Annotated in this window: 19 protein-coding genes; 14 read left to right on the forward strand and 5 right to left on the reverse strand. The window is 54.4% G+C overall.

Annotated features, from left to right (window positions below):
* Positions 1-4: 4 nt before the first annotated feature.
* Genes HZU75_RS11925 through HZU75_RS11945 form a run of 5 tightly spaced genes read right to left on the reverse strand, consistent with a single transcriptional unit; the run spans position 5 to position 6,238 of the window.
* Positions 5-1,870, reverse strand: coding sequence for a proton-conducting transporter transmembrane domain-containing protein (locus HZU75_RS11925; RefSeq protein WP_180306260.1), 1,866 nt, complete (start codon positions 1,868-1,870; stop codon positions 5-7).
* Between the two features lies 1 nt (position 1,871).
* Positions 1,872-2,360 carry a hydrogenase maturation protease gene (locus HZU75_RS11930; RefSeq protein WP_180306261.1) on the reverse strand — a complete coding sequence of 163 codons (489 nt, stop codon included), beginning with the start codon at positions 2,358-2,360 and terminating at the stop codon, positions 1,872-1,874.
* Positions 2,357-3,235: an FAD/NAD(P)-binding protein gene (locus HZU75_RS11935; protein ID WP_180306262.1), complete on the reverse strand. Its 879-nt coding sequence runs from the start codon at positions 3,233-3,235 to the stop codon at positions 2,357-2,359. The genes HZU75_RS11930 and HZU75_RS11935 overlap by 4 nt, the downstream gene beginning before the upstream one ends.
* Positions 3,235-4,299: a 4Fe-4S dicluster domain-containing protein gene (locus HZU75_RS11940; RefSeq protein ID WP_180306263.1), complete on the reverse strand. Its 1,065-nt coding sequence runs from the start codon at positions 4,297-4,299 to the stop codon at positions 3,235-3,237. The genes HZU75_RS11935 and HZU75_RS11940 overlap by 1 nt, the downstream gene beginning before the upstream one ends.
* Positions 4,300-4,324: 25 nt before the next feature.
* Positions 4,325-6,238 carry a molybdopterin oxidoreductase family protein gene (locus HZU75_RS11945; RefSeq protein ID WP_228028044.1) on the reverse strand — a complete coding sequence of 638 codons (1,914 nt, stop codon included), beginning with the start codon at positions 6,236-6,238 and terminating at the stop codon, positions 4,325-4,327.
* Positions 6,239-6,791: 553 nt separating this feature from the next.
* Between HZU75_RS11945 and hypA the strand changes: the two genes are divergently transcribed.
* The 14 genes from hypA to HZU75_RS12015 all read left to right on the forward strand — a co-directional run bounded on the left by hypA (position 6,792) and on the right by HZU75_RS12015 (position 17,914).
* Entirely contained in the window at positions 6,792-7,133 is a 342-nt protein-coding gene (gene hypA, locus HZU75_RS11950; RefSeq protein ID WP_180306264.1) for a hydrogenase maturation nickel metallochaperone HypA, read from the forward strand.
* A gap of 87 nt (positions 7,134-7,220) precedes the next feature.
* Positions 7,221-8,081 carry a hydrogenase nickel incorporation protein HypB gene (hypB, locus tag HZU75_RS11955; RefSeq protein ID WP_265575728.1) on the forward strand — a complete coding sequence of 287 codons (861 nt, stop codon included), beginning with the start codon at positions 7,221-7,223 and terminating at the stop codon, positions 8,079-8,081.
* The gene (hypF, locus tag HZU75_RS11960; RefSeq protein WP_180306265.1) at positions 8,082-10,436 is read left to right on the forward strand and encodes a carbamoyltransferase HypF; all 2,355 of its coding nucleotides are present in this window, start codon (positions 8,082-8,084) and stop codon (positions 10,434-10,436) included. It begins immediately after the preceding gene.
* Positions 10,437-10,575: 139 nt separating this feature from the next.
* A complete protein-coding gene (locus HZU75_RS11965; RefSeq protein WP_180306266.1) occupies positions 10,576-10,821 on the forward strand; it encodes a HypC/HybG/HupF family hydrogenase formation chaperone in 246 nt (81 codons plus the stop codon).
* A 7-nt stretch (positions 10,822-10,828) separates the two neighbouring features.
* Positions 10,829-11,950, forward strand: a complete 1,122-nt coding sequence (hypD, locus tag HZU75_RS11970) for a hydrogenase formation protein HypD (RefSeq protein ID WP_180306267.1) — start codon at positions 10,829-10,831, stop codon at positions 11,948-11,950.
* An 81-nt stretch (positions 11,951-12,031) separates the two neighbouring features.
* Entirely contained in the window at positions 12,032-12,643 is a 612-nt protein-coding gene (locus tag HZU75_RS11975) for a hypothetical protein (protein ID WP_180306268.1), read from the forward strand.
* Between the two features lie 55 nt (positions 12,644-12,698).
* Positions 12,699-12,998: a hypothetical protein gene (locus HZU75_RS11980; RefSeq protein WP_180306269.1), complete on the forward strand. Its 300-nt coding sequence runs from the start codon at positions 12,699-12,701 to the stop codon at positions 12,996-12,998.
* 51 nt (positions 12,999-13,049) lie between these two features.
* Positions 13,050-13,472 (forward strand): hypothetical protein, encoded by a 423-nt coding sequence (locus HZU75_RS11985; protein ID WP_180306270.1) that lies wholly within the window; start codon positions 13,050-13,052, stop codon positions 13,470-13,472.
* A 73-nt stretch (positions 13,473-13,545) separates the two neighbouring features.
* Positions 13,546-14,583: a hydrogenase expression/formation protein HypE gene (hypE, locus tag HZU75_RS11990; RefSeq protein ID WP_180306271.1), complete on the forward strand. Its 1,038-nt coding sequence runs from the start codon at positions 13,546-13,548 to the stop codon at positions 14,581-14,583.
* A gap of 119 nt (positions 14,584-14,702) precedes the next feature.
* Positions 14,703-15,440 (forward strand): DNA polymerase III subunit epsilon, encoded by a 738-nt coding sequence (dnaQ, locus tag HZU75_RS11995; protein ID WP_180306272.1) that lies wholly within the window; start codon positions 14,703-14,705, stop codon positions 15,438-15,440.
* Positions 15,441-15,456: 16 nt separating this feature from the next.
* Positions 15,457-16,284 carry a hypothetical protein gene (locus HZU75_RS12000; RefSeq protein ID WP_180306273.1) on the forward strand — a complete coding sequence of 276 codons (828 nt, stop codon included), beginning with the start codon at positions 15,457-15,459 and terminating at the stop codon, positions 16,282-16,284.
* Entirely contained in the window at positions 16,285-16,680 is a 396-nt protein-coding gene (locus HZU75_RS12005; protein WP_180306274.1) for a nuclear transport factor 2 family protein, read from the forward strand.
* Positions 16,681-16,737: 57 nt separating this feature from the next.
* Positions 16,738-17,439 (forward strand): 2-C-methyl-D-erythritol 4-phosphate cytidylyltransferase, encoded by a 702-nt coding sequence (gene ispD / locus HZU75_RS12010; protein WP_180306275.1) that lies wholly within the window; start codon positions 16,738-16,740, stop codon positions 17,437-17,439.
* 154 nt (positions 17,440-17,593) lie between these two features.
* Positions 17,594-17,914 carry a hypothetical protein gene (locus HZU75_RS12015; protein ID WP_180306276.1) on the forward strand — a complete coding sequence of 107 codons (321 nt, stop codon included), beginning with the start codon at positions 17,594-17,596 and terminating at the stop codon, positions 17,912-17,914.
* Positions 17,915-17,976: the final 62 nt, after the last annotated feature.

The following is a 17,976-nucleotide window of genomic DNA, read 5'->3' on the forward strand; positions in this document are numbered from 1 at the left end:
AAAATCAGGCGCCGCGCACATTGCCGCCAGTCCATTTCATGAACTTTTTAAAGGCGTCAAAGATATGACTGCTCAAGTAACGATTGGCATTATTTAGGGTTTGGTATCCGCACAGCCATACTGGTGCTGTGCGCTCTTCTGCGCCACCAGCACGGCGTAGCCACAGTGCGGCGAGCAGCGCCACCACCAGCATGGCTATCATGACTAGCGGTAGCGAGAAGGCAACGGCTGAACCATTGGTTGCAGCAAAGCTTACGCCTGCATAGTGTTGCGACAGGGAGGCGAGCACTGCAGGTGTGCCCAGCGTGTGGGTTAGCACTCCTTCCGAAGTCGCCAGCACGCGCCCAAACAGTTGCACAAACAAGTAAGGGAAGAAGCCTTGTACCAGACACACGGCAGCCAAAATCAATTTAGGGGCTAGCATCAATTGGCTGACTTCGTGGACCTTGGTTTTTTCATTCCACTCGACCCCCACCGAGGTAAAGGTCATGCCGTAGAGCTTCACGTAAGTGGCCAACGTCATCGCGCTGGTTACCAATGCAATCACGCCGAAGATTACAAAAATGCCAGCCGCTTTGCCCGACAGCAACGTGGCTGCCACGATGGCCCACTTGCTGGTAAAGCCCGAAAAGGCCGGCACGCCCGAAACGGCAATCGCGGCGATGCCGGCGATAATGGCAGTGATCGGCATCAGCGCAAACAGGCCGCCGAGCTTGTCCAGATCTTTGGTGCCGGTGGTGTATTGCACACTACCCACACACAGGAACAACAAGCTTTTGAAAATGGCGTGATTCAGTACATGCAAAAACGCGCCCAAAATGGCCAGCAGCGCCAGTGCATGCAGCGCGGCATTGGGGCCGAGGTAATAGCGCGCTGCACCGATCGCCAGAATGATGTAGCCGATCTGGCCGATGGAGCTATACGCATTCAGGCGCTTGGCATCGACTTGTTTCAGCGATTGCGAGGTGCCGATAAACAGAGTCACCACACCAATCACCGCCACCGCCAGCCCCCAGTACTGCAACTCGTGCGCGGGCATGCTCTCTGGCGTCATCCAGAACAGGGTGCGGATCAGGCCGTAGATGCCGGTTTTGAGCATCACACCTGACAGCAGCGCGCTAATCGGTGACGGCGCTACCGAGTGCGCATCGGGCAGCCACAGCTGGCCCAGCGGAAACATACCCGCTTTCATGCCAAAGCCGAGGAAGGTGAGCGCCAGTAGCAAGGTACGCAGGCCGACATCGAGCGTGCCCAACTGCTCGGCGATTTGATGTAGTGGCGTACCCCAGCCGCAGCCCGGAACCAGCAGCCCCGCCGTTAGCACCGTCGCCCACGCCAGCTGCATCAGCAGCAGGTATTTATTGGCGCTGCGCACAATCACCGGGTCGTGATGATCAAAGCGGATTAGCCAGAATGAGGTCAGCGTCATCAGCTGCCAGGCGATGGTAAACCCGGTGCTCAGGTCATCCACCGTCACCAGCGCGATCATGCCGGCGATAAACACGGGGTAGCAGAAATAAAAGCCGCGCAGGCTGTAATGGCGGTAATGGTCCATCTGCATATAGCCAATGCAGTACAGCGCCACCACGCTGGCAATCACCGCGATCAGCAGCAAAAACACCGCCGAAAATCCATCCACCAGCAGCGGGATCGTGAGCCCAGCCAGCTGCAGATCAAAGCTGGCCGGCGCGCCCGGGCCGCTCAGAACATTGATAGCGCTGCTGGCGAAAAACAGCCCGGCCAGCACCACGGCCAGTAGGTTAACGATGCCTGCCAGTTGGCGTTTGCTGGCGATTAGTGGGGTAATCAGGCCCGCACCCAGCAAGATCGCCAGGCCGGTTTGTAAATGCGGATAGATCGTGGTGTCCATCTTAGTGGCTCCTTCCGGCGTGCTGGCACAGCAGATCAATCACTGTCGCCGCGCTGTCCTGTATGGCTGGCTCCATCTGCAAGCCAAAGTCGATGTTGTGGGCGCTGATGCCTAGCAGGTAAACCTGCTTGCCCTGTTGTTCGAGTAATTGCGCGGCCATTGATAGCGCCAGCTTGTGGGTCGAATAGCCGCCGCCGGTTTCCAGCTCGCGCAGCTTGCCCAAAACCAGCGAGCCGGGTGTTTGCCCGCTGCCGCTAATCGCATCCACCAGTAAGATGTGCTCGGCTGGGCCTGAGGCCAGCGCAAACACATGGTTTTCGATCACGTCTTCGACATTCAGCGCCGCATGCGGGCTGCCGGAGGGTAACTGCTGGGCCAAGGTGTCGGCGATATAGCAGCCCACGCCATCGTCGCTACGCAGCGGGTTGCCGATGCCCACAATCTGCGTGGGGCGGCTAAAAATTTGGGCCAAATCGTGGGTAAAGCTCATATCTGTTCACCCAGCGTTTTGATTTGCCGATAGGTATAAACCGGCCCATCGGTGCAGACGAGCGTGCGGCCTACTGCGCAATGCTGGCATTTGCCAATGCCGCATTTCATCAGCCGCTCCAGCGTCGAGATGATCGCGTCTTCGCTCATACCCCGTTTTAAAAATTCGCCAATCACGCTGTTAAACATCACCGGCGGGCCGCAGACAAAGGCCACGCTGTTATCGACCGGCACCTTGGCTTTTTCGATCAGCTGATTCACATAGCCCACTTCGCCCGTCCAGCCTTCTTCGGGACGGTCGATGGTGATGAAAGTCTCGAAGCCAGCGTTTTGCTGCCACTCGCGAATATCCGGCTGGTACATCAGATCTTGGCTGCTGCGCGCGCCATACAAAAGGATGATGCGGCCGAAATCTTCGCGGTGTTGCAGCGCATGCACGATCGAGCTGCGCAGCGGAATCAGGCCAATGCCTCCGGCCACGTAAATGATGTTTTTGCCTTTAATGTCTTCAAACGGAAAGCCATTGCCAAATGGCCCGCGCACGCCGAGTTTGTCGCCGGGTTTGAGCGCGTGTAGCGCGTTAGTTACCTTCCCGACGGCGCGCACCGAAATATGAAAGCGATCGTTTTCCGGGCTGGGCGGTAGCGACACGGCAAATTCACCGGCGCCAAACACCGTGCACATAATGAATTGGCCCGATTTGATGCGGAACTCGCGCTCGACGTCTTTATTCGTGAAAGACAGATAAAACGTCTTTACCTCGGGAATTTCGTCGCGAATCTCGTCGATATTCACCACCTCGGGGAAGGTCACAATCGGGCACAGGCCGGTGGTTTTACAGTTGCCATGCTCGTGATTGCCGTGACAATTGGCCATCAGTTTTGCCCTCCGGTGATTTCGCGGCGGATGTATTGCACAACATTGGGCAGGCCAATATCGCCAGGGCACACCCACTGGCAGCGGCCACAGCCCACACAGCCGGGGCGCAGGTATTTTTTCGATTGCGGGTAAGACAGCTTGCAGAAAAAACGCTTATTGCGTCGGTCTTCCACCGGCTGACGCGGGTTATGGTCGCCAGCCATGCGGGCATAGCCTTCAAACGAGCACGAATCGCGCATGCGCAGCCGTTCGCACTCGCCGCATGCCGTTTGTGTGTCTTCAATATTGAAGCAGCTACAGGTTGGGCAAACGAAAGAGCAGGCTCCGCATTCCAAGCATTGATCGCCGATATATTCCCAGGTTTCCTGCTTTACAAAACCGGTGGTGATGCGATTCATTACGCGGGAAATCCACGCTTTATTGTCGGTGGCCATTTCGGGGAATAGATCAATGCAGTGATCGACGACGGCTTTTTGCTCACTAAGCTGAGCGGGGCTGGCTAGTTGCCATTGATGGGCATCCGCCAGCGCCTGGCCTTTCTCGCTCCCCACTTTAACCAGATAACCGTCTTGCAGTTTGGTCAGATCCAGATCAAAACCTTCATCGGCATCCGGGCCTGAGTGCGTACAGACGCAGAAACATTGTGGGAAGGGGTTGAGGCAGGTATTGCTGATCAGCAGGCATTGACGGCGATGTGCCAGATACACATCATCAACAAATTCTTGCCCGAGGAAAAAGCGATCCAGCACCAAAATGCCGGATAAATCACAGGGACGTAAGCCGAACAAGACCTTCGGTTTTTCAAAGTATTGTTTGGACATCGTCACACTTTGGGCTTCGCTGTCATAGCGGTATTTCAAAATTCGCTCCATTTGCGGGAACAGAATTTCTTTTACCGGCATCGACGGAATCGGCGCTTCCAGATTGAGCGCGGCGACATCAGTTAGCTGATCAAAAAACACCTGCTGAGTTTGTGGGTCAACCTGCGGGCCATACACTTCATGCGAAGCCTGCAGCTCTTGGGCCAGTTGCTTGATCTCGTGTGAGGATAAAATATACATGGACATCTGTGCTTAGCCTCGCTGCTCATGCTTCTTGGATTTTGATCGGAACCACGCTTTCTTCACCGGCGGCGTAGGCGTTCTCATACGGCAGTAGAAAATCGGAAATCATGTTTTTGATGAAGTAAGGGATATAGGCGGTGCCGTTTTGCACATCCGGCGAAATCTTCACCGCAATCTTCATGTGCGTGCCAATGCTGGAATGCACATTCACCAGCCATTTATCTTTGACTTTCAGGCGCGTCGCATCATCGGGGGATATCTCGATATAGCCGTGTGGGTAGAGCCATAGCGTTTGGTCGTATTCGCGGCGTGGCACGATGGTTTTGCGCATCAAATTATTCTGATGCCAGTAGTGCTGCGCCTTGCCGATCATGAGCGCGAATGGGAATTCAGCGGTGGTGGGCGATTCCCAGTATTCGATATTGATGGCGTTAAATTTGCGCTGACGATAGCCAGCAAATGCTTTGGGGTTCCAGTGCTGACCAAAGCCTTTGCTGAGTTGTGCATGGCTTAAGTCATGATAGCCTGGGGTATGTTTAGCTAAATCATTAAATACGCTGGCTGTATCGTTATACTGCCAATCATGCCCCATGGTTTTGGCGATTTTCTGAAACAGAGCCCAGCCAGCCAAGACGCCGTGCGGGTTATCGACATTTTTATGGGTGATCTGTACCCGTTTATCCGCCGCGGTATAGGTACCATCGGTTTCGTTGTAGGCCGGTAGCGGAAACACCACGTCGGCTAGTTCCATAAAGGCATTTTTGTAGGCACAGGAATACACCACAAAATCCAGCTCGGCGATGCGTGCCTTATCGCGAATAATGCCGTCGTCGTGATCAATGGCAAACAAGGCCTTGATGGGGGAATCGGGTGTCGCCAGCGCTTTGAACACGCTATTACCTAATTCACCCGACACGCCCATATCAAAGCTGCCTTGCAAATTGCTAATACCAGCCACCGGAATCACGGCAGAGTTTTCATTGTCCATCCGGTCGGTGAGCAACGCCAGATTGGTAATGGCATCAATCGTAGGGCGATCCAGCCCGGAAATGCCGCTAGAGAACAGAATAACAATCGATTTAGCTTGCTCAAGGTGTTTGGCCTCTTCCTCGATTTCCTCATAGCGGATACCACTGGCACGCTCTAATGCCACTGAGGAAATACTGCGCAGCGAAGCCACGTATTCGGCGTAGCCCGGTAGCAAATCAATATTGGCACGCCGATCATGATTAACCGTACGAATCGCCAGCAAGGCTTTCGCCAAGGCATTCACTAGCAGGCCTTTGGTGCCAGGTTTTTGTTGATAATGCTTGGTGGATAGCTTGGCGATTTGCGTGCGCGAGCTCGATAGCGTAACCACCCGCGCGCCGCGGCGCTGAGCGGCATGGATATTGCCGCCAATAATTGGGTTCTGGCGGGTGATATCGGTGCCGACTACCAGAATATAATCGGCTTTATCGATGCTGGTCAGGCTGCCATGCGCACCCGGGTAGCCAAACGCATGTTCAAGCGAGGCCATACTTTTGCGATGCCCGGCCTCAGCGCCGATACCTTGAATGCGGGTGTTAAAAACCTCGTGCGCTAAACGTGCCAGTGTGAAGTTATCTTCATTGGACGATCTGGCGGAAGCCAGAATCCCAATTTCTCCTGCTTCACCATTCAATTGCGTCAGGCGCTCAGCAACCAAAGCAATGGCTTCCTCGTAGCTAGCCGGGCGAAGCTGGCCTTGCTCGCGAATCAGTGGGGTCGTGATGCGCTCGTTGGTGCTGAGCAATTCATTCGAATGCCAGCCGCGGATACAGAGCTTGCCCTTGCTGACTGGGTGGGCGATCAGTGGTGCAACACCAAAGACCTTTTGGCCATCGGTTTTAAGAAACTGCCCGCACCCGGTACCGCACAGGTTACATACGCACGCCTTGTAGTTCATCGCTTTCATAAGTGCACTAGCCTTTACGCAGAGACATGGCTGAAAAAAATGATTCTTGCTGTCGGAAAAGCTAGGCAAAACCTGTAGCGTCAAGCTGGGCTACGGGCGCGACCATCGGGATGGTTTGCAATTGGTATTGAGTCGCACCAATTGCAATAATCCTATTATTTCAAATGCTTATACTCTTCCGCTGTTGTTGCGTTGATTTCGGTACTTAGCCAGAAATCAGCTTTTGTAGTAAAAAATTCTATTACTACGAAAGTGATAGACGTTGTGCGATGTCAAACAATCTGGTTTTCGAGAAGGGAGGGATGATGAGGGGGGATTTGGTCGGCAAACAGTGCGCAGTTGCCGCGGGTTTTTATGAGCACAAAGGCTAAATAAAATGCCAGCTAGCGTGGGAAAATTGCCTTGCTAAGGTGCCGGCGCAGTGGTTGTCGCAATTTTGCAACTGCTGGTGCTGTACTTGCGCCTGCTTGCGACACACTGATTTGCCTCAACAGTGAAGCTATAAATTGCTGCTAGCCTGTAACCATCGTTGGGCGTGTGGGGTAGAGGCGCTATGCATGAGTTGAGTCTGGCCGAGAATGTGATTCGTATTGTTGAATCGGCTGCGCAGCGTGCTAAAGCGCAGCGGGTCAGCCGGGTGCGCTTGGCGATTGGTGCACTGGCGCATGTAGATGCCGATACGCTGCAATTTTGCTGCACTCTGGCCGCACGCCAGACGCTCTTAGCCGAGGCGCAATTTGAAATAGAACAAACTCCGGGGCGGGCGCATTGCGCCAGTTGCCAGCTGGATGTTGAATTAAACCAGATTGGTTTTCCCTGCCCGCACTGCGGCGGTTTTGAGCTGCAGGTGATTGCGGGAGAGGAAATGCAGGTATTGGAAATTACTGTAGCTTGATGGGTATATTTTTACAGATCAATATAGACATTGTATTTACGAATATACCCCATTGCTAAATGATGTTTCCTTGATGCAAGGAGCTAAATGATGTGTACCACCTGCGGCTGCGGACATGGTGACGTAACGATCAATGGAATTAGCCCGGTGCGGCGCAAACGGGCTGCTGCAACACTGCCCAGTGGCCCGCGTTACCGCGTGGCTGGGCACGTCGAGCGTGCTGCGGTCGGGCCATTGGGCGCAGCTCATGCGCCCGAGGTTGACCCCGAACGCACGCTGCGGCTTGAGCACGATATTCTGGCCAGCAACGATGGCTTGGCCGCGCAAAATCGCGCCCAGCTGGCGGCGCAAGGCATTTTTGCGCTCAATCTGGTATCCAGCCCCGGCTCGGGCAAAACCACGCTGCTGGTCGAAACTATCCGGCAGTGGCAGCAGCGCACTGCGGTGGCGGTGATTGAAGGCGATCAGCAAACCGCCAATGATGCCGAGCGGATTCGCGCCACAGGCGCTCCGGCGGTGCAAATCAATACTGGTAAAGGCTGTCATTTGGATGCGCATATGGTGGCGGGCGCACTGGCAACGCTCCATGCCGAGCAGGCCTTGCGCGACAACAGCCTGCTGCTGATCGAAAACGTCGGTAATTTGGTTTGCCCGGCGGCTTTTGATTTGGGCGAGGCGCATAAGGTCGCCATTCTGTCGGTAACTGAGGGCGAAGATAAACCGCTGAAATACCCCGATATGTTCCGCGCCGCCGATCTGATGATCTTAAGCAAAATCGATTTGCTGCCATATCTGGATTTTGATGTTGAAGCTGCGATCCGCATGGCGCGGCAAGTGCGCCCCAATTTGCCGGTGATTTGCTTATCGACCAAATCGGGTGAAGGCATGGATCAATGGCTGGCTTGGCTGCAAGCGGGTTGCCGCCAAGCACAGATTGTGCAGGCTTAAATGTCAACGCAGCGCCAGCGCATCGTGGTGCGCGGTCTGGTACAGGGGGTGGGGTTTCGCCCCTTTGTGTATCGCTTGGCACACGGCTTGCAGCTCAAAGGCTGGGCGCGCAACGATGGGCAAGGGGTGACGATTGAAGTCGATGGCGCACCCGAGTTACTCACGCAATTTGCGCAGCGCTTGCGCCAAGATGCACCGCCGTTGGCGCAGATTGATTCGATCGACGTTGCTGCAGTCAATGCCGATACGCCGTTTAGTACATTTGATATTTTGCACAGCGAAGCCAGCCCGCAGCACGCGGCCAGCATTGGCGCCGATACGACCATTTGCCCCGAGTGTTTGGCCGAATTATTTGACCCGAGCAATCGCCGCTATCGCTATGCCTTTATCAATTGCACCGATTGCGGCCCGCGCTACACCTTGGTGTCGCGGCTGCCGTATGACCGCGCTAATACTAGCATGGCCTGTTTTGCCCAATGTGCCCCGTGTTTACACGAATATCGCGACCCCGCGCATCGGCGCTTTCATGCCGAGCCCAATGCGTGCGCTGATTGCGGGCCTGCGCTGCAGTTGCTTGATGCCGCAGGCGGCAGCATTACGGGCGATGCAATTGCGCAAACACTGGCGTTGCTCAAGACTGGGCAGATTGTCGCCATCAAAGGCTTGGGCGGTTTTCATCTGGTGTGTGATGCGCGTAACCCAGCCGCAGTAGCGCGGCTGCGTGAGCGCAAACAGCGCGAAGAAAAACCACTCGCGGTGATGGTGGCCAATGTGGCGTCACTGGCCGAGTTGGCGCAGATCAGTGATGCTGAGCAGCAATGGCTAGAATCCGCTGCGCGGCCGATTGTGTTGTTGTCAAAACAAGCAGGTGCCGATGATCTTCTGAAGGGTATTGCCCCACAGGTCAATACCATCGGTGCATTGCTGCCCTATACGCCTATTCAGTATTTGCTATTTCACGAAGCTGCAGGCCGCCCGGCGGGGTTGGACTGGTTGCAACAGCCACAAGCCTTGATGCTGATGATGACCAGCGCCAATTCGCATGGCGAGCCATTGGTGATTGAAAACGCGCAGGCGATGAGCCAGTTGGCTGGCATTGCCGACGCGTATTTATTACATAACCGCGATATTGTGATTCGCTGCGACGACAGCGTCATGCAGCTTGATACCGGCGGTGCGCCGCAGATGATTCGCCGCGCGCGTGGCTATACGCCGCAGGCCATTCGCTTGGCGAAAAACACCGAGCCGATTTTGGCGCTGGGTGGGTTTTTTAATAGTGCCTTGTGTCTAAGCCGCTCTGACCCGCTAGGCGATCAGGCCTTTTTGTCGCAGTACATTGGTGACCTAGATCGCGTTGCCAATTGCCGCGCCCTACAGGCGGCGACAGAGCATTTGATGCATTTATTGCAAGTGCAGCCGCGGCTGATTGCGCATGATCTGCACCCTGATTTCTTTAGCACGCAACTGGCACAGCGCTTGGCGGCAGAGTGGCAAATACCGACGCTGGCGGTGCAGCACCATCACGCCCATCTGGCGGCGGTAATGGCCGAACATCAGCTTGAAGGGCCGGTATTGGGCTTGGCGCTGGATGGAATTGGTTTGGGCGAAGTTCACGATTCATTGAGTGCCAATGCGCATAGCGCGTGGGGCGGCGAGCTACTGTTGCTTGATGATGCCCATTATCAAAGGCTGGGGCATTTGCGCCCATTGGCGATGCCCGGCGGCGATAAAGCTGCGCGCGAACCATGGCGGATGGCGGCTGCCGTGTTGGCGCAATTGGGGCGGGGCGATGAAATTGCGACGCGCTTTGCTGGGCAAGCTGGTGCAGGCATGCTGGTGCAGTTATTAGCACGCAATCCGCAGCAGACCAGCAGCATGGGGCGCTATTTTGATGCCGCCGCCGGTTTGCTGGGCGTGTCGACGGTGATGAGTTTTGAGGCTCAGGCCGCGATGCAGCTCGAAGGCTTGGCCGCGCAATATGGGCCGATGCGGCTGTCTTCGCAAGAGTCTCATTTATTTAAATTGCAGCAAATGATGGCTGGGCTGACCCAGCTTGATCTGCTGCCTTTGTTAGCGCGATTAGCCGATTGCGCGGATGCCGCGTACGGGGCGGCATTATTTCATGCAGTTTTGATCGAGGCCTTGGCGCAATGGCTGGGCCTCACGGCCGAACGGCAGGGTATTCGCACCGTTGTCGCAGGTGGCGGCTGCCTGTTTAACCAAGTGCTAGTGCGCGGGCTTCGCGCTGCGTTGGCCAAGCGCGGGTTGCGGCTGTATACCAATCAGATGGTGCCGTGCGGCGATGGTGGTTTGGCACTGGGGCAGCTGTGGGTCGCACAACGCAATTTGGATTAATTGCCACTGGATCAGCTCACCAGCATGGCTATGGTGTTGCAATTCTAAGCGCTTATTGCATCGATTGAATGTGGATCAAACTTCCTGCAAGCTGGCCGTGCTTCAATCATCAAAGCACAGCTTTCAGCAAGGAGCTTTTATGTGTCTGGCTATCCCCGCGCGCGTTGCCGAGCTGCTTGACGGTGATCAGGCGCGTATTGAATTGGGCGGCGTGCACAAGGTGATCTCGATTGCCTTGGTCGATGAGGTCGCGGTCGGCGACTATCTGATCGTCCATGTCGGCTTTGCCATCGGCAAGCTCGACCCCACCGAGGCCGAGCAAACGCTGGCGCTGTTTGCGCAAATGGCACAGCTCGACCCCGCCAACCCAGTCCCGTATCAGTGAGGCGCGCATGAAATACATTGCTGAATTTCGCGATGGCGAGCTGGCCCGCGGGCTGGCCAAGACCATTGCCGCTACCGTCAACCCCACGCGCGAATACCGGCTGATGGAGTTTTGCGGCGGGCATACGCACGCGATTTCGCGCTATGGCCTGCAAGATTTGTTGCCCGCTAATGTGCGGCTGATCCACGGCCCGGGCTGCCCGGTGTGCGTGCTGCCGATTGGCCGCATTGATAGCGCGATTGCGTTGGCCACCCAGCACGATGTCATTCTCTGTACCTACGCCGACACGCTGCGCGTCCCAGCCAGCGGTGGGCTATCGCTACTGAAGGCCAAGGCGCAGGGCGCGGATATTCGCATGGTCTATTCCAGTGCCGATGCGCTGCGCATCGCGCAAGACAACCCCAGCCGCGCGGTGGTGTTTTTCGCGATTGGCTTCGAAACCACCACGCCCCCCACCGCCGCCATCATCCTGCAGGCGCAGCGGCTGCAGCTGGCGAATTTCAGCGTGCTGTGCAATCACGTGCTCACCCCGGCGGCGATGGTGCACATCATGGAATCGCAACAAGACCCCGCCGCGGTGGCGATTGATGGTTTTGTCGGCCCCGCTCATGTCAGCACCGTGATCGGCTCGGGGCAATACGAAGGCTTTGTGGCGCGCTACCAGCGCCCGGTGGTGATCGCCGGCTTTGAGCCGCTGGACGTGATGCAGGCGATCTTGATGCTAATCCAGCAAATCAACACTGGCCGCGCCGAGGTCGAAAACGAATTCACCCGCGCCGTTAGGCGCGATGGCAACCGCAAGGCGCAAGGCTTGTGCGAGCAGGTCTTTGAATTGCGCGATAGGTTCGACTGGCGTGGGCTTGGCGAAGTGCCACTTAGTGCGCTGAAAATCCGCCCCGAGTTCGCCCAATTCGACGCCGAGCTGCGCTATCAGGTCGGCTACGCGCAAGTCCCCGACCACAAAGCCTGCGAATGCGCCGCGATTTTGCGCGGGCACAAGCGCCCAGCCGATTGCAAAGTCTTCGGCACCGTCTGCACGCCGGATCACCCGCTAGGTGCGTGCATGGTTTCGTCGGAGGGGGCGTGCGCGGCGCATTATACTTATGGGCGGTTTAGGGGGGGGGGGTGATAAACAAGCAAGCCTGTATAAAAAGCATTAGAAAATATCATATATATCTTGCGTATATTTTATCTTTTTTAGGTGGTTAAATTGAAAAAACTTATATTTGCGCTATTTTTGTTTTTTATTTCTTGCTTGGCGCACGCAGATACTGGCGCGGAGGATTTTTTGCGCTTAGAAAAATTGATGGTTAGCGCAACAGACAATCCTGTGAAATTTTGTACTGATCGTGGGTTGAATAAACTCGCAATCATGATGATTGTAGGGCTGACGCGAAAAAATGATGAGCAGGCACATGACTATGCTTTTCAAAAATCGGGCGTCGAGCTTTTAGATGCTCAATTGGCGAATGAGGAAGAGATTTGGCGTAATACCCACAGTCCTGAAAGTGTTGCGCTAAGTAAATTTGGTAATTGTCTTGCTACAGAAAACCAAGAGTTTGAAGCAAAATTTAAGCAGGTTGCGAAAATTTGTTTCAATAACTCGCAGTTTCCTATGATGGTCAAAATACTAAAAGATATTAATGCAACAAAAGAAAGGGTGTATGCAATCTTGGCTAAAAATCCACCTTCAATGCCTATGGCGGACGCTAGAAAATTCACTGATGCGATGCTAGCAACAACGTCAGATGAAGAGGCTCTAAACTTAGGTCGTCAATTTTTCGCATCATGCATGATTGCAAATGCACAGGTCGCACCGTAAAGCCCAGTCGCGTTAGGCATTGGGTCGCACGAAATCGCCATTGAGAGGAATCGCAATGCAGGATGAAGTCATTCAAATTGGTAATCTTCAATTCAAACGTAGTGACATCAAGCAGCATTGGGTGGATTACGAATCAGCCAAAGAGCGCGCGATCCGGCTTGAGCAACAGGGTAATCACTACATCGGTAGCCCATTTGGTTTGTTGCTTGCCGGTGTGGTATCGACTTGGCTACGCAAAAAGAAGCGCCAGCCCGATGCAAAACAATATTTGCATATCAAAACAGCGAAAGATGATTATTGCTTTTCTGAGGATGAAGTAGATTTTGGTGTTTTGCTGGAAAAACTAGGCAAGTGAACTTTGCTTGAGTAGATCTTCGATTGCTATCGAAATTGGTTGGTGGCTTATATGGCTTTTGAGTTATTACGTATTCCGGAAGATGAATTGCCCATGGTGAAAGAGCAGTATCGCTTGCATATTGCTTCGTACCGCGAGATGTGGGTTGTTGATGCTGAATCTTCTGAATGCTTGCTTTTCGTAGGGCGAGATTATCTTGATCCAACTGTTCCAAGCCTTTTTGTGCTTTTAAATAGAAATCAGAACGAGAAATATTATTTTGAAATATTGGAGCGGCGTTATTGCGCCCAGAGACATTTGGAACATTGGCTGGTGCCAGAGGATGCAAAGCCTGATTATGTTGTAGTTCTTAAATTGGGTGATGATTGTAAATTGAATCCAGACATTATCAAGACGAAGATTTGTAAGGCGATGCAAGCTCTAAATGAAAGATCAGATATTGAGTTTATTTTCATTCCACACTGGAATAGGTGAGACGAGCTCGTAGGATGAGTATCGCCTTGCTCAACCTACCCAACACTCCAATGAATCACTCAGCAGGCCCACCATGAAAACCTACACCCGCCCCCTCGATTTGAAAAACGGCCGCGTTGATATGAGCCATGGCAGCGGTGGCCGGGCGATGGCGCAGTTGATTGATGAGCTGTTTGCGCGCCATTTTGCCAATGATATTCTGGCCGAGCAGGGTGATGGCGCGGTGCTGCCGCCAGCCCATGGCCGGCTAGTGATGGCCACTGATAGCCATGTGGTGTCGCCGCTATTTTTCGCCGGTGGCGACATCGGTTGCCTTGCGGTGCATGGCACGATCAATGATGTGGCGATGATGGGCGCGCGGCCGCTGTATTTATCCGCCGGGTTTATTCTGGAAGAAGGTTTTCCGCTGGCCGATCTACAGCGCATTGTGGCCTCGATGGCGGCGGCGGCGCGCGAGGCCGGGGTGCCGATTGTCACGGGTGACACCAAGGTGGTGGAGGCAGGCAAGGGCGACGGGGTGTTTATCACCACCACTGGCGTAGGGGTGATGCCTGAGGGTATTGACCTAAAAGCATCAAATATTAAGGTGGGCGACAAGATACTGGTGTCGGGTATGTTGGGCGATCATGGCGTGGCGATTATGTCGCAACGCGAAAACCTGACTTTCGAGACCACCATTCAATCCGATACCGCGGCCCTGCATACGCTGGTGGTGGCGATGCTGGAATCCGTGCCCACGCTGCACGCGCTGCGCGACCCCACGCGCGGCGGGCTTGCCGCCGTGCTGAATGAATTTGCCCACGCCAGCGGCCATGGCATGGTGATTCGAGAGGCCGCCATTCCGGTGCGCAGCGAAGTCGCCGCTGCTTGTGAATTGCTGGGGCTCGATCCGCTGTATGTGGCCAATGAAGGCAAACTAGTCGCCTATTGCGCCGCTGCCGATGCCGACGCGCTGCTGGCCGCGATGCGCAGCCACCCGTTGGGGCGCGATGCGGCGATCATCGGCGAGGTGATCGCCGATGAACACGCCTTTGTGCAGATGGAAACCGCATTTGGCGGGCGGCGGATGGTGGATTGGCTCAATGGCGAGCAGCTGCCGCGCATTTGCTAAACGACTAGCTGTAGGGCATGAATCAGCGCCATTGGGCTAAAACGCTGCGCTAAAACATGTAGTAAGGCGCGGCATCCTTTACAATAGCGGCCTATTCGATGTTAGGCAGCGGTTTCACCATGGCTCAAAGACTGATTTTTCTCGATACCGAAACCACCGGTTTGCGCGTGGAAGACGGCAACCGTATTTTGGAGATTGCTGCGGTTGAAATGATTGATCGCAAGCTCTCGGCCCCAGATCGACACTTGCACCGCTATATCAATCCCGGGCGCGATTCGGAAGAGGGCGCGTTGAACGTGCACGGACTGACCACGCAGTTTCTGGCCGACAAGCCCAAATTTGCCGCCATCGTTGATGAGTTTCTGGAGTTTGTTCGTGGCAGCGAGCTGATTATTCATAATGCGCCGTTTGACGTCGGCTACCTGAATATGGAGCTAGGCCTGCTCGGGCGCGGCAAAATCGAAGATTACGTCGAGCGCGTGACCGACACGCTAAAAATGGCCAAAGACCTGTGGCCGGGCAAGCGCAATAGCCTTGATGCCTTGTGTGACCGTTACGAAGTCGATCGCTCTGGCCGTACTTTGCACGGCGCCCTGATCGACTGCGAGTTGCTCGCCGAAGTCTATATGGCGATGACGCGCGGGCAAGACAGCCTGCTGATCGATTTTGAACCAACCAAAGAAGAAGCTGCCGCCAACGCGGCTCGCCGTAGCATGCGCGCGCCGCTGATGATTACCCAGCCTAGTGCTGAGGATTTGGCGCTGCACCACGCCTATCTGGATGAACTCGATAAAATCAATAAAGCCGATTGCCTGTGGCGTACTTTAGAACCTAAACCTGCCGCACCTGAGGCTTAACATCATGAGTGTTTGCATGAATACCACCGAATTAAAAACCGCCGCGCACGCCGCTTGGGAAGAGGGCGAGCTAGCGCAGGCCGAACAACATTTCCTCGCCGCGCTGGCGATCGACGAGCAAGACGCGCAAACGCATTACGATCTGGCGCTGCTGTATAAAAACAGCGAGCCCAGCAACTGGCCCAAGGCGCAGCAGCACAACGCACGTGCGCTCGAAATCAAGCCTGACGACGAGGCCGCATGGTGGAATCTAGGCATTGCCGCCACCGCCAATCAAGATTGGGCGACGGCGGCGCAAGCATGGGCCAAGTTTGATCAGACCTTTAGCGCCGAGCAATTGGCTGCGCTCAGCACCAGCAGCGAGCGCGTCGCGATTCGGATTCGCATCGGTAAGCAGCAAGAAGTAATCTGGGGCGAGCGGCTAGACCCGGCGCGAGCGCGCATCCATGGCGTGCCGCTGCCCGATCTGGAAATCGGCCACGGCGATATTCTGCTACTCGACGGCGTACCGCGCGGCGCGCGTGAACTCGATGGTGTGAGCTACCCAGTGTACGAAGTGCTGGAACGCATTTATCAACATACTGCAGCTACGTATGTGATTGAAGCCGAAGTGCCCGATGAATCTGCGCAAGATACCCTGTTTAAAGTGGCAGCCGATGCGAAACTGCCGATCGCTGATTTTGACTTCAACGTCGCCAGCGAAGCGCCAAAATGGCTGGTGGTGCGCCAATACGGCGTCGCCGCAATCGAAGATCAACCCGTAGCCGACCTGATCGCCGCATGGCTCACCGCGCGTAGCGACGTGATTATCCGCGACGTTTACGTGGCGTATCCGGAAGAGTAAATGCAAACGGCCAATTTGCTCGATCAATTGCGAACTGCGGAAGTGAGATTGCATGGCACGCAGATACGGCAAGACCATGAACAACTGTGTCAGTTATTACATGCCAATTTTGTCGAAATAGGGCGCACAGGGCTGCAATTTGATCGAGCTAACATCATTGAGGCTCTCAAGGTTGAAACGCCTTACCGAGTTTGGTCGCAAGACTATGAGTTACAAGTCTTTAGCCCTGAGCTGGTGTTGCTGCGTTATAAGTCTGCCAAATTGCTCGACGATGACCAGTTAGCAAACTGTGCAGTTCGCAGTTCGATTTGGAAATTGGAAGCCGAAAATTGGCAAATGATTTTTCACCAAGGCACGGCTATTGAAGCGTTTAAAAAAACGCAAAATTATTCATAGTCCAAAATCAACTCCAGATTTGATAGCCTTGTTCGCTGGCTTATTACGAAAACGCTTATGAAAAAAATCGCCCTCGTTCCCGCCGCCGGTAGCGGTAGCCGGATGGCCAGCGCCACGCCCAAGCAATACCTCGATTTACTTGGCCAGCCGCTGATTGCACATACGCTGCGTGCCTTGCTCGGTGCGGCGCAGATTGATCAGGTTGTCGTCGTGGTCTCGCCCGAAGACGAATGGTGGGGTAGCTATGATTGGGCGGCTTTGTTGGGCAGTCTGGAGCGCCTGCAAGTACTGTGCGTCGGCGGAGCGAGTCGCGCCGAATCGGTGATGAATGGCCTCGCGGCAATCGACGCGGCCGATGAGTCTTGGGTGCTGGTGCACGACGCTGCGCGCCCTTGCCTGACTAGCGCACAAGTCGATGGCATGATTACTGAGTTGGAGTATGACGCGGTAGGCGGTATTCTGGCTGTGCCGGTGGCAGATACCCTCAAGGTCGCTGCGCCGGAGCAACGCATTGCGCGCACCACGCCGCGCGATGGCCTGTGGCAAGCGCAAACCCCGCAAATGTTCCGCCGTGGCGAGCTTCTCGCTGCATTACAAGACGCTTTGCCAGAACATGTAGCCGACATTACCGACGAAGCGAGTGCGCTTGAGCGCTTGGGTAAATCACCAAAACTCATCATGGGCAGCCCGTGGAATTTGAAAGTGACTTATCCGCAGGATTTGACGCTGGCTGGGCTTTTATTGAGAGTTGAACGATAGCATTTCTAGCTGTACGCAATTATCCTTGCATTCTGCTATCGGCTGCGTTGTTACAAACACTTCGTTTGGTATTGCTTAATTTTTTGCCGATGGGTGAAAAAAGTGCGTGACGTGCCAGCTTGGCACACTAAATACTGGCTATAAAAGGGTGGGTATGAATACAACGGATAATACACAAAGCAAACAATCTGATGAGCTACTTGAAAAACAAGAAAAGCTTGCCACTGTTAACAAATCAGCTGGAGCAGTCTGGAAGTATTTGTTAATCGCTATCGTTTTATCGATATTAATTCCTTTTTTTGGTGTGTTGATTTCAAATTCAGGTTATTCATTAATGGCGGCACCCGTCTATGCGGGTTTTATATTCTTTGGTTTTATTGTTTTGCTGCCATTTATCATGTTGTTTAAATATTTTGTTGGCAAGGCAGACGAATCAATGGAAAGACTGGAAAACGCCAAGCAAAAAAATGAATGAGTATATTCCTCATCAAGTACTAATAAGATTTAGGTGACTTGACCAATATATTATTGATTGAA

Origin of the sequence: Chitinibacter fontanus (assembly GCF_013423785.1) — a bacterium.
Taxonomy (GTDB): Bacteria; Pseudomonadota; Gammaproteobacteria; order Burkholderiales; family Chitinibacteraceae; genus Chitinibacter; species Chitinibacter fontanus.

Coding starts and splice junctions, on each gene's coding strand:
- dnaQ (WP_180306272.1), top strand. CDS start 14,703: ATGGCTCAAAGACTGATTTTTCTCGATACCGAAACCACCGGTTTGCGC.
- ispD (WP_180306275.1), top strand. CDS start 16,738: ATGAAAAAAATCGCCCTCGTTCCCGCCGCCGGTAGCGGTAGCCGGATG.
- HZU75_RS11940 (WP_180306263.1), bottom strand. CDS start 4,299: ATGTATATTTTATCCTCACACGAGATCAAGCAACTGGCCCAAGAGCTG.
- HZU75_RS12000 (WP_180306273.1), top strand. CDS start 15,457: ATGAATACCACCGAATTAAAAACCGCCGCGCACGCCGCTTGGGAAGAG.
- HZU75_RS11935 (WP_180306262.1), bottom strand. CDS start 3,235: ATGGCCAATTGTCACGGCAATCACGAGCATGGCAACTGTAAAACCACC.
- hypA (WP_180306264.1), top strand. CDS start 6,792: ATGCATGAGTTGAGTCTGGCCGAGAATGTGATTCGTATTGTTGAATCG.
- HZU75_RS11930 (WP_180306261.1), bottom strand. CDS start 2,360: ATGAGCTTTACCCACGATTTGGCCCAAATTTTTAGCCGCCCCACGCAG.
- HZU75_RS12015 (WP_180306276.1), top strand. CDS start 17,594: ATGAATACAACGGATAATACACAAAGCAAACAATCTGATGAGCTACTT.
- HZU75_RS11945 (WP_228028044.1), bottom strand. CDS start 6,238: ATGAAAGCGATGAACTACAAGGCGTGCGTATGTAACCTGTGCGGTACC.
- HZU75_RS11965 (WP_180306266.1), top strand. CDS start 10,576: ATGTGTCTGGCTATCCCCGCGCGCGTTGCCGAGCTGCTTGACGGTGAT.
- hypD (WP_180306267.1), top strand. CDS start 10,829: ATGAAATACATTGCTGAATTTCGCGATGGCGAGCTGGCCCGCGGGCTG.
- hypF (WP_180306265.1), top strand. CDS start 8,082: ATGTCAACGCAGCGCCAGCGCATCGTGGTGCGCGGTCTGGTACAGGGG.
- hypE (WP_180306271.1), top strand. CDS start 13,546: ATGAAAACCTACACCCGCCCCCTCGATTTGAAAAACGGCCGCGTTGAT.
- HZU75_RS11985 (WP_180306270.1), top strand. CDS start 13,050: ATGGCTTTTGAGTTATTACGTATTCCGGAAGATGAATTGCCCATGGTG.
- HZU75_RS11925 (WP_180306260.1), bottom strand. CDS start 1,870: ATGGACACCACGATCTATCCGCATTTACAAACCGGCCTGGCGATCTTG.
- HZU75_RS12005 (WP_180306274.1), top strand. CDS start 16,285: ATGCAAACGGCCAATTTGCTCGATCAATTGCGAACTGCGGAAGTGAGA.
- hypB (WP_265575728.1), top strand. CDS start 7,221: ATGATGTGTACCACCTGCGGCTGCGGACATGGTGACGTAACGATCAAT.
- HZU75_RS11980 (WP_180306269.1), top strand. CDS start 12,699: ATGCAGGATGAAGTCATTCAAATTGGTAATCTTCAATTCAAACGTAGT.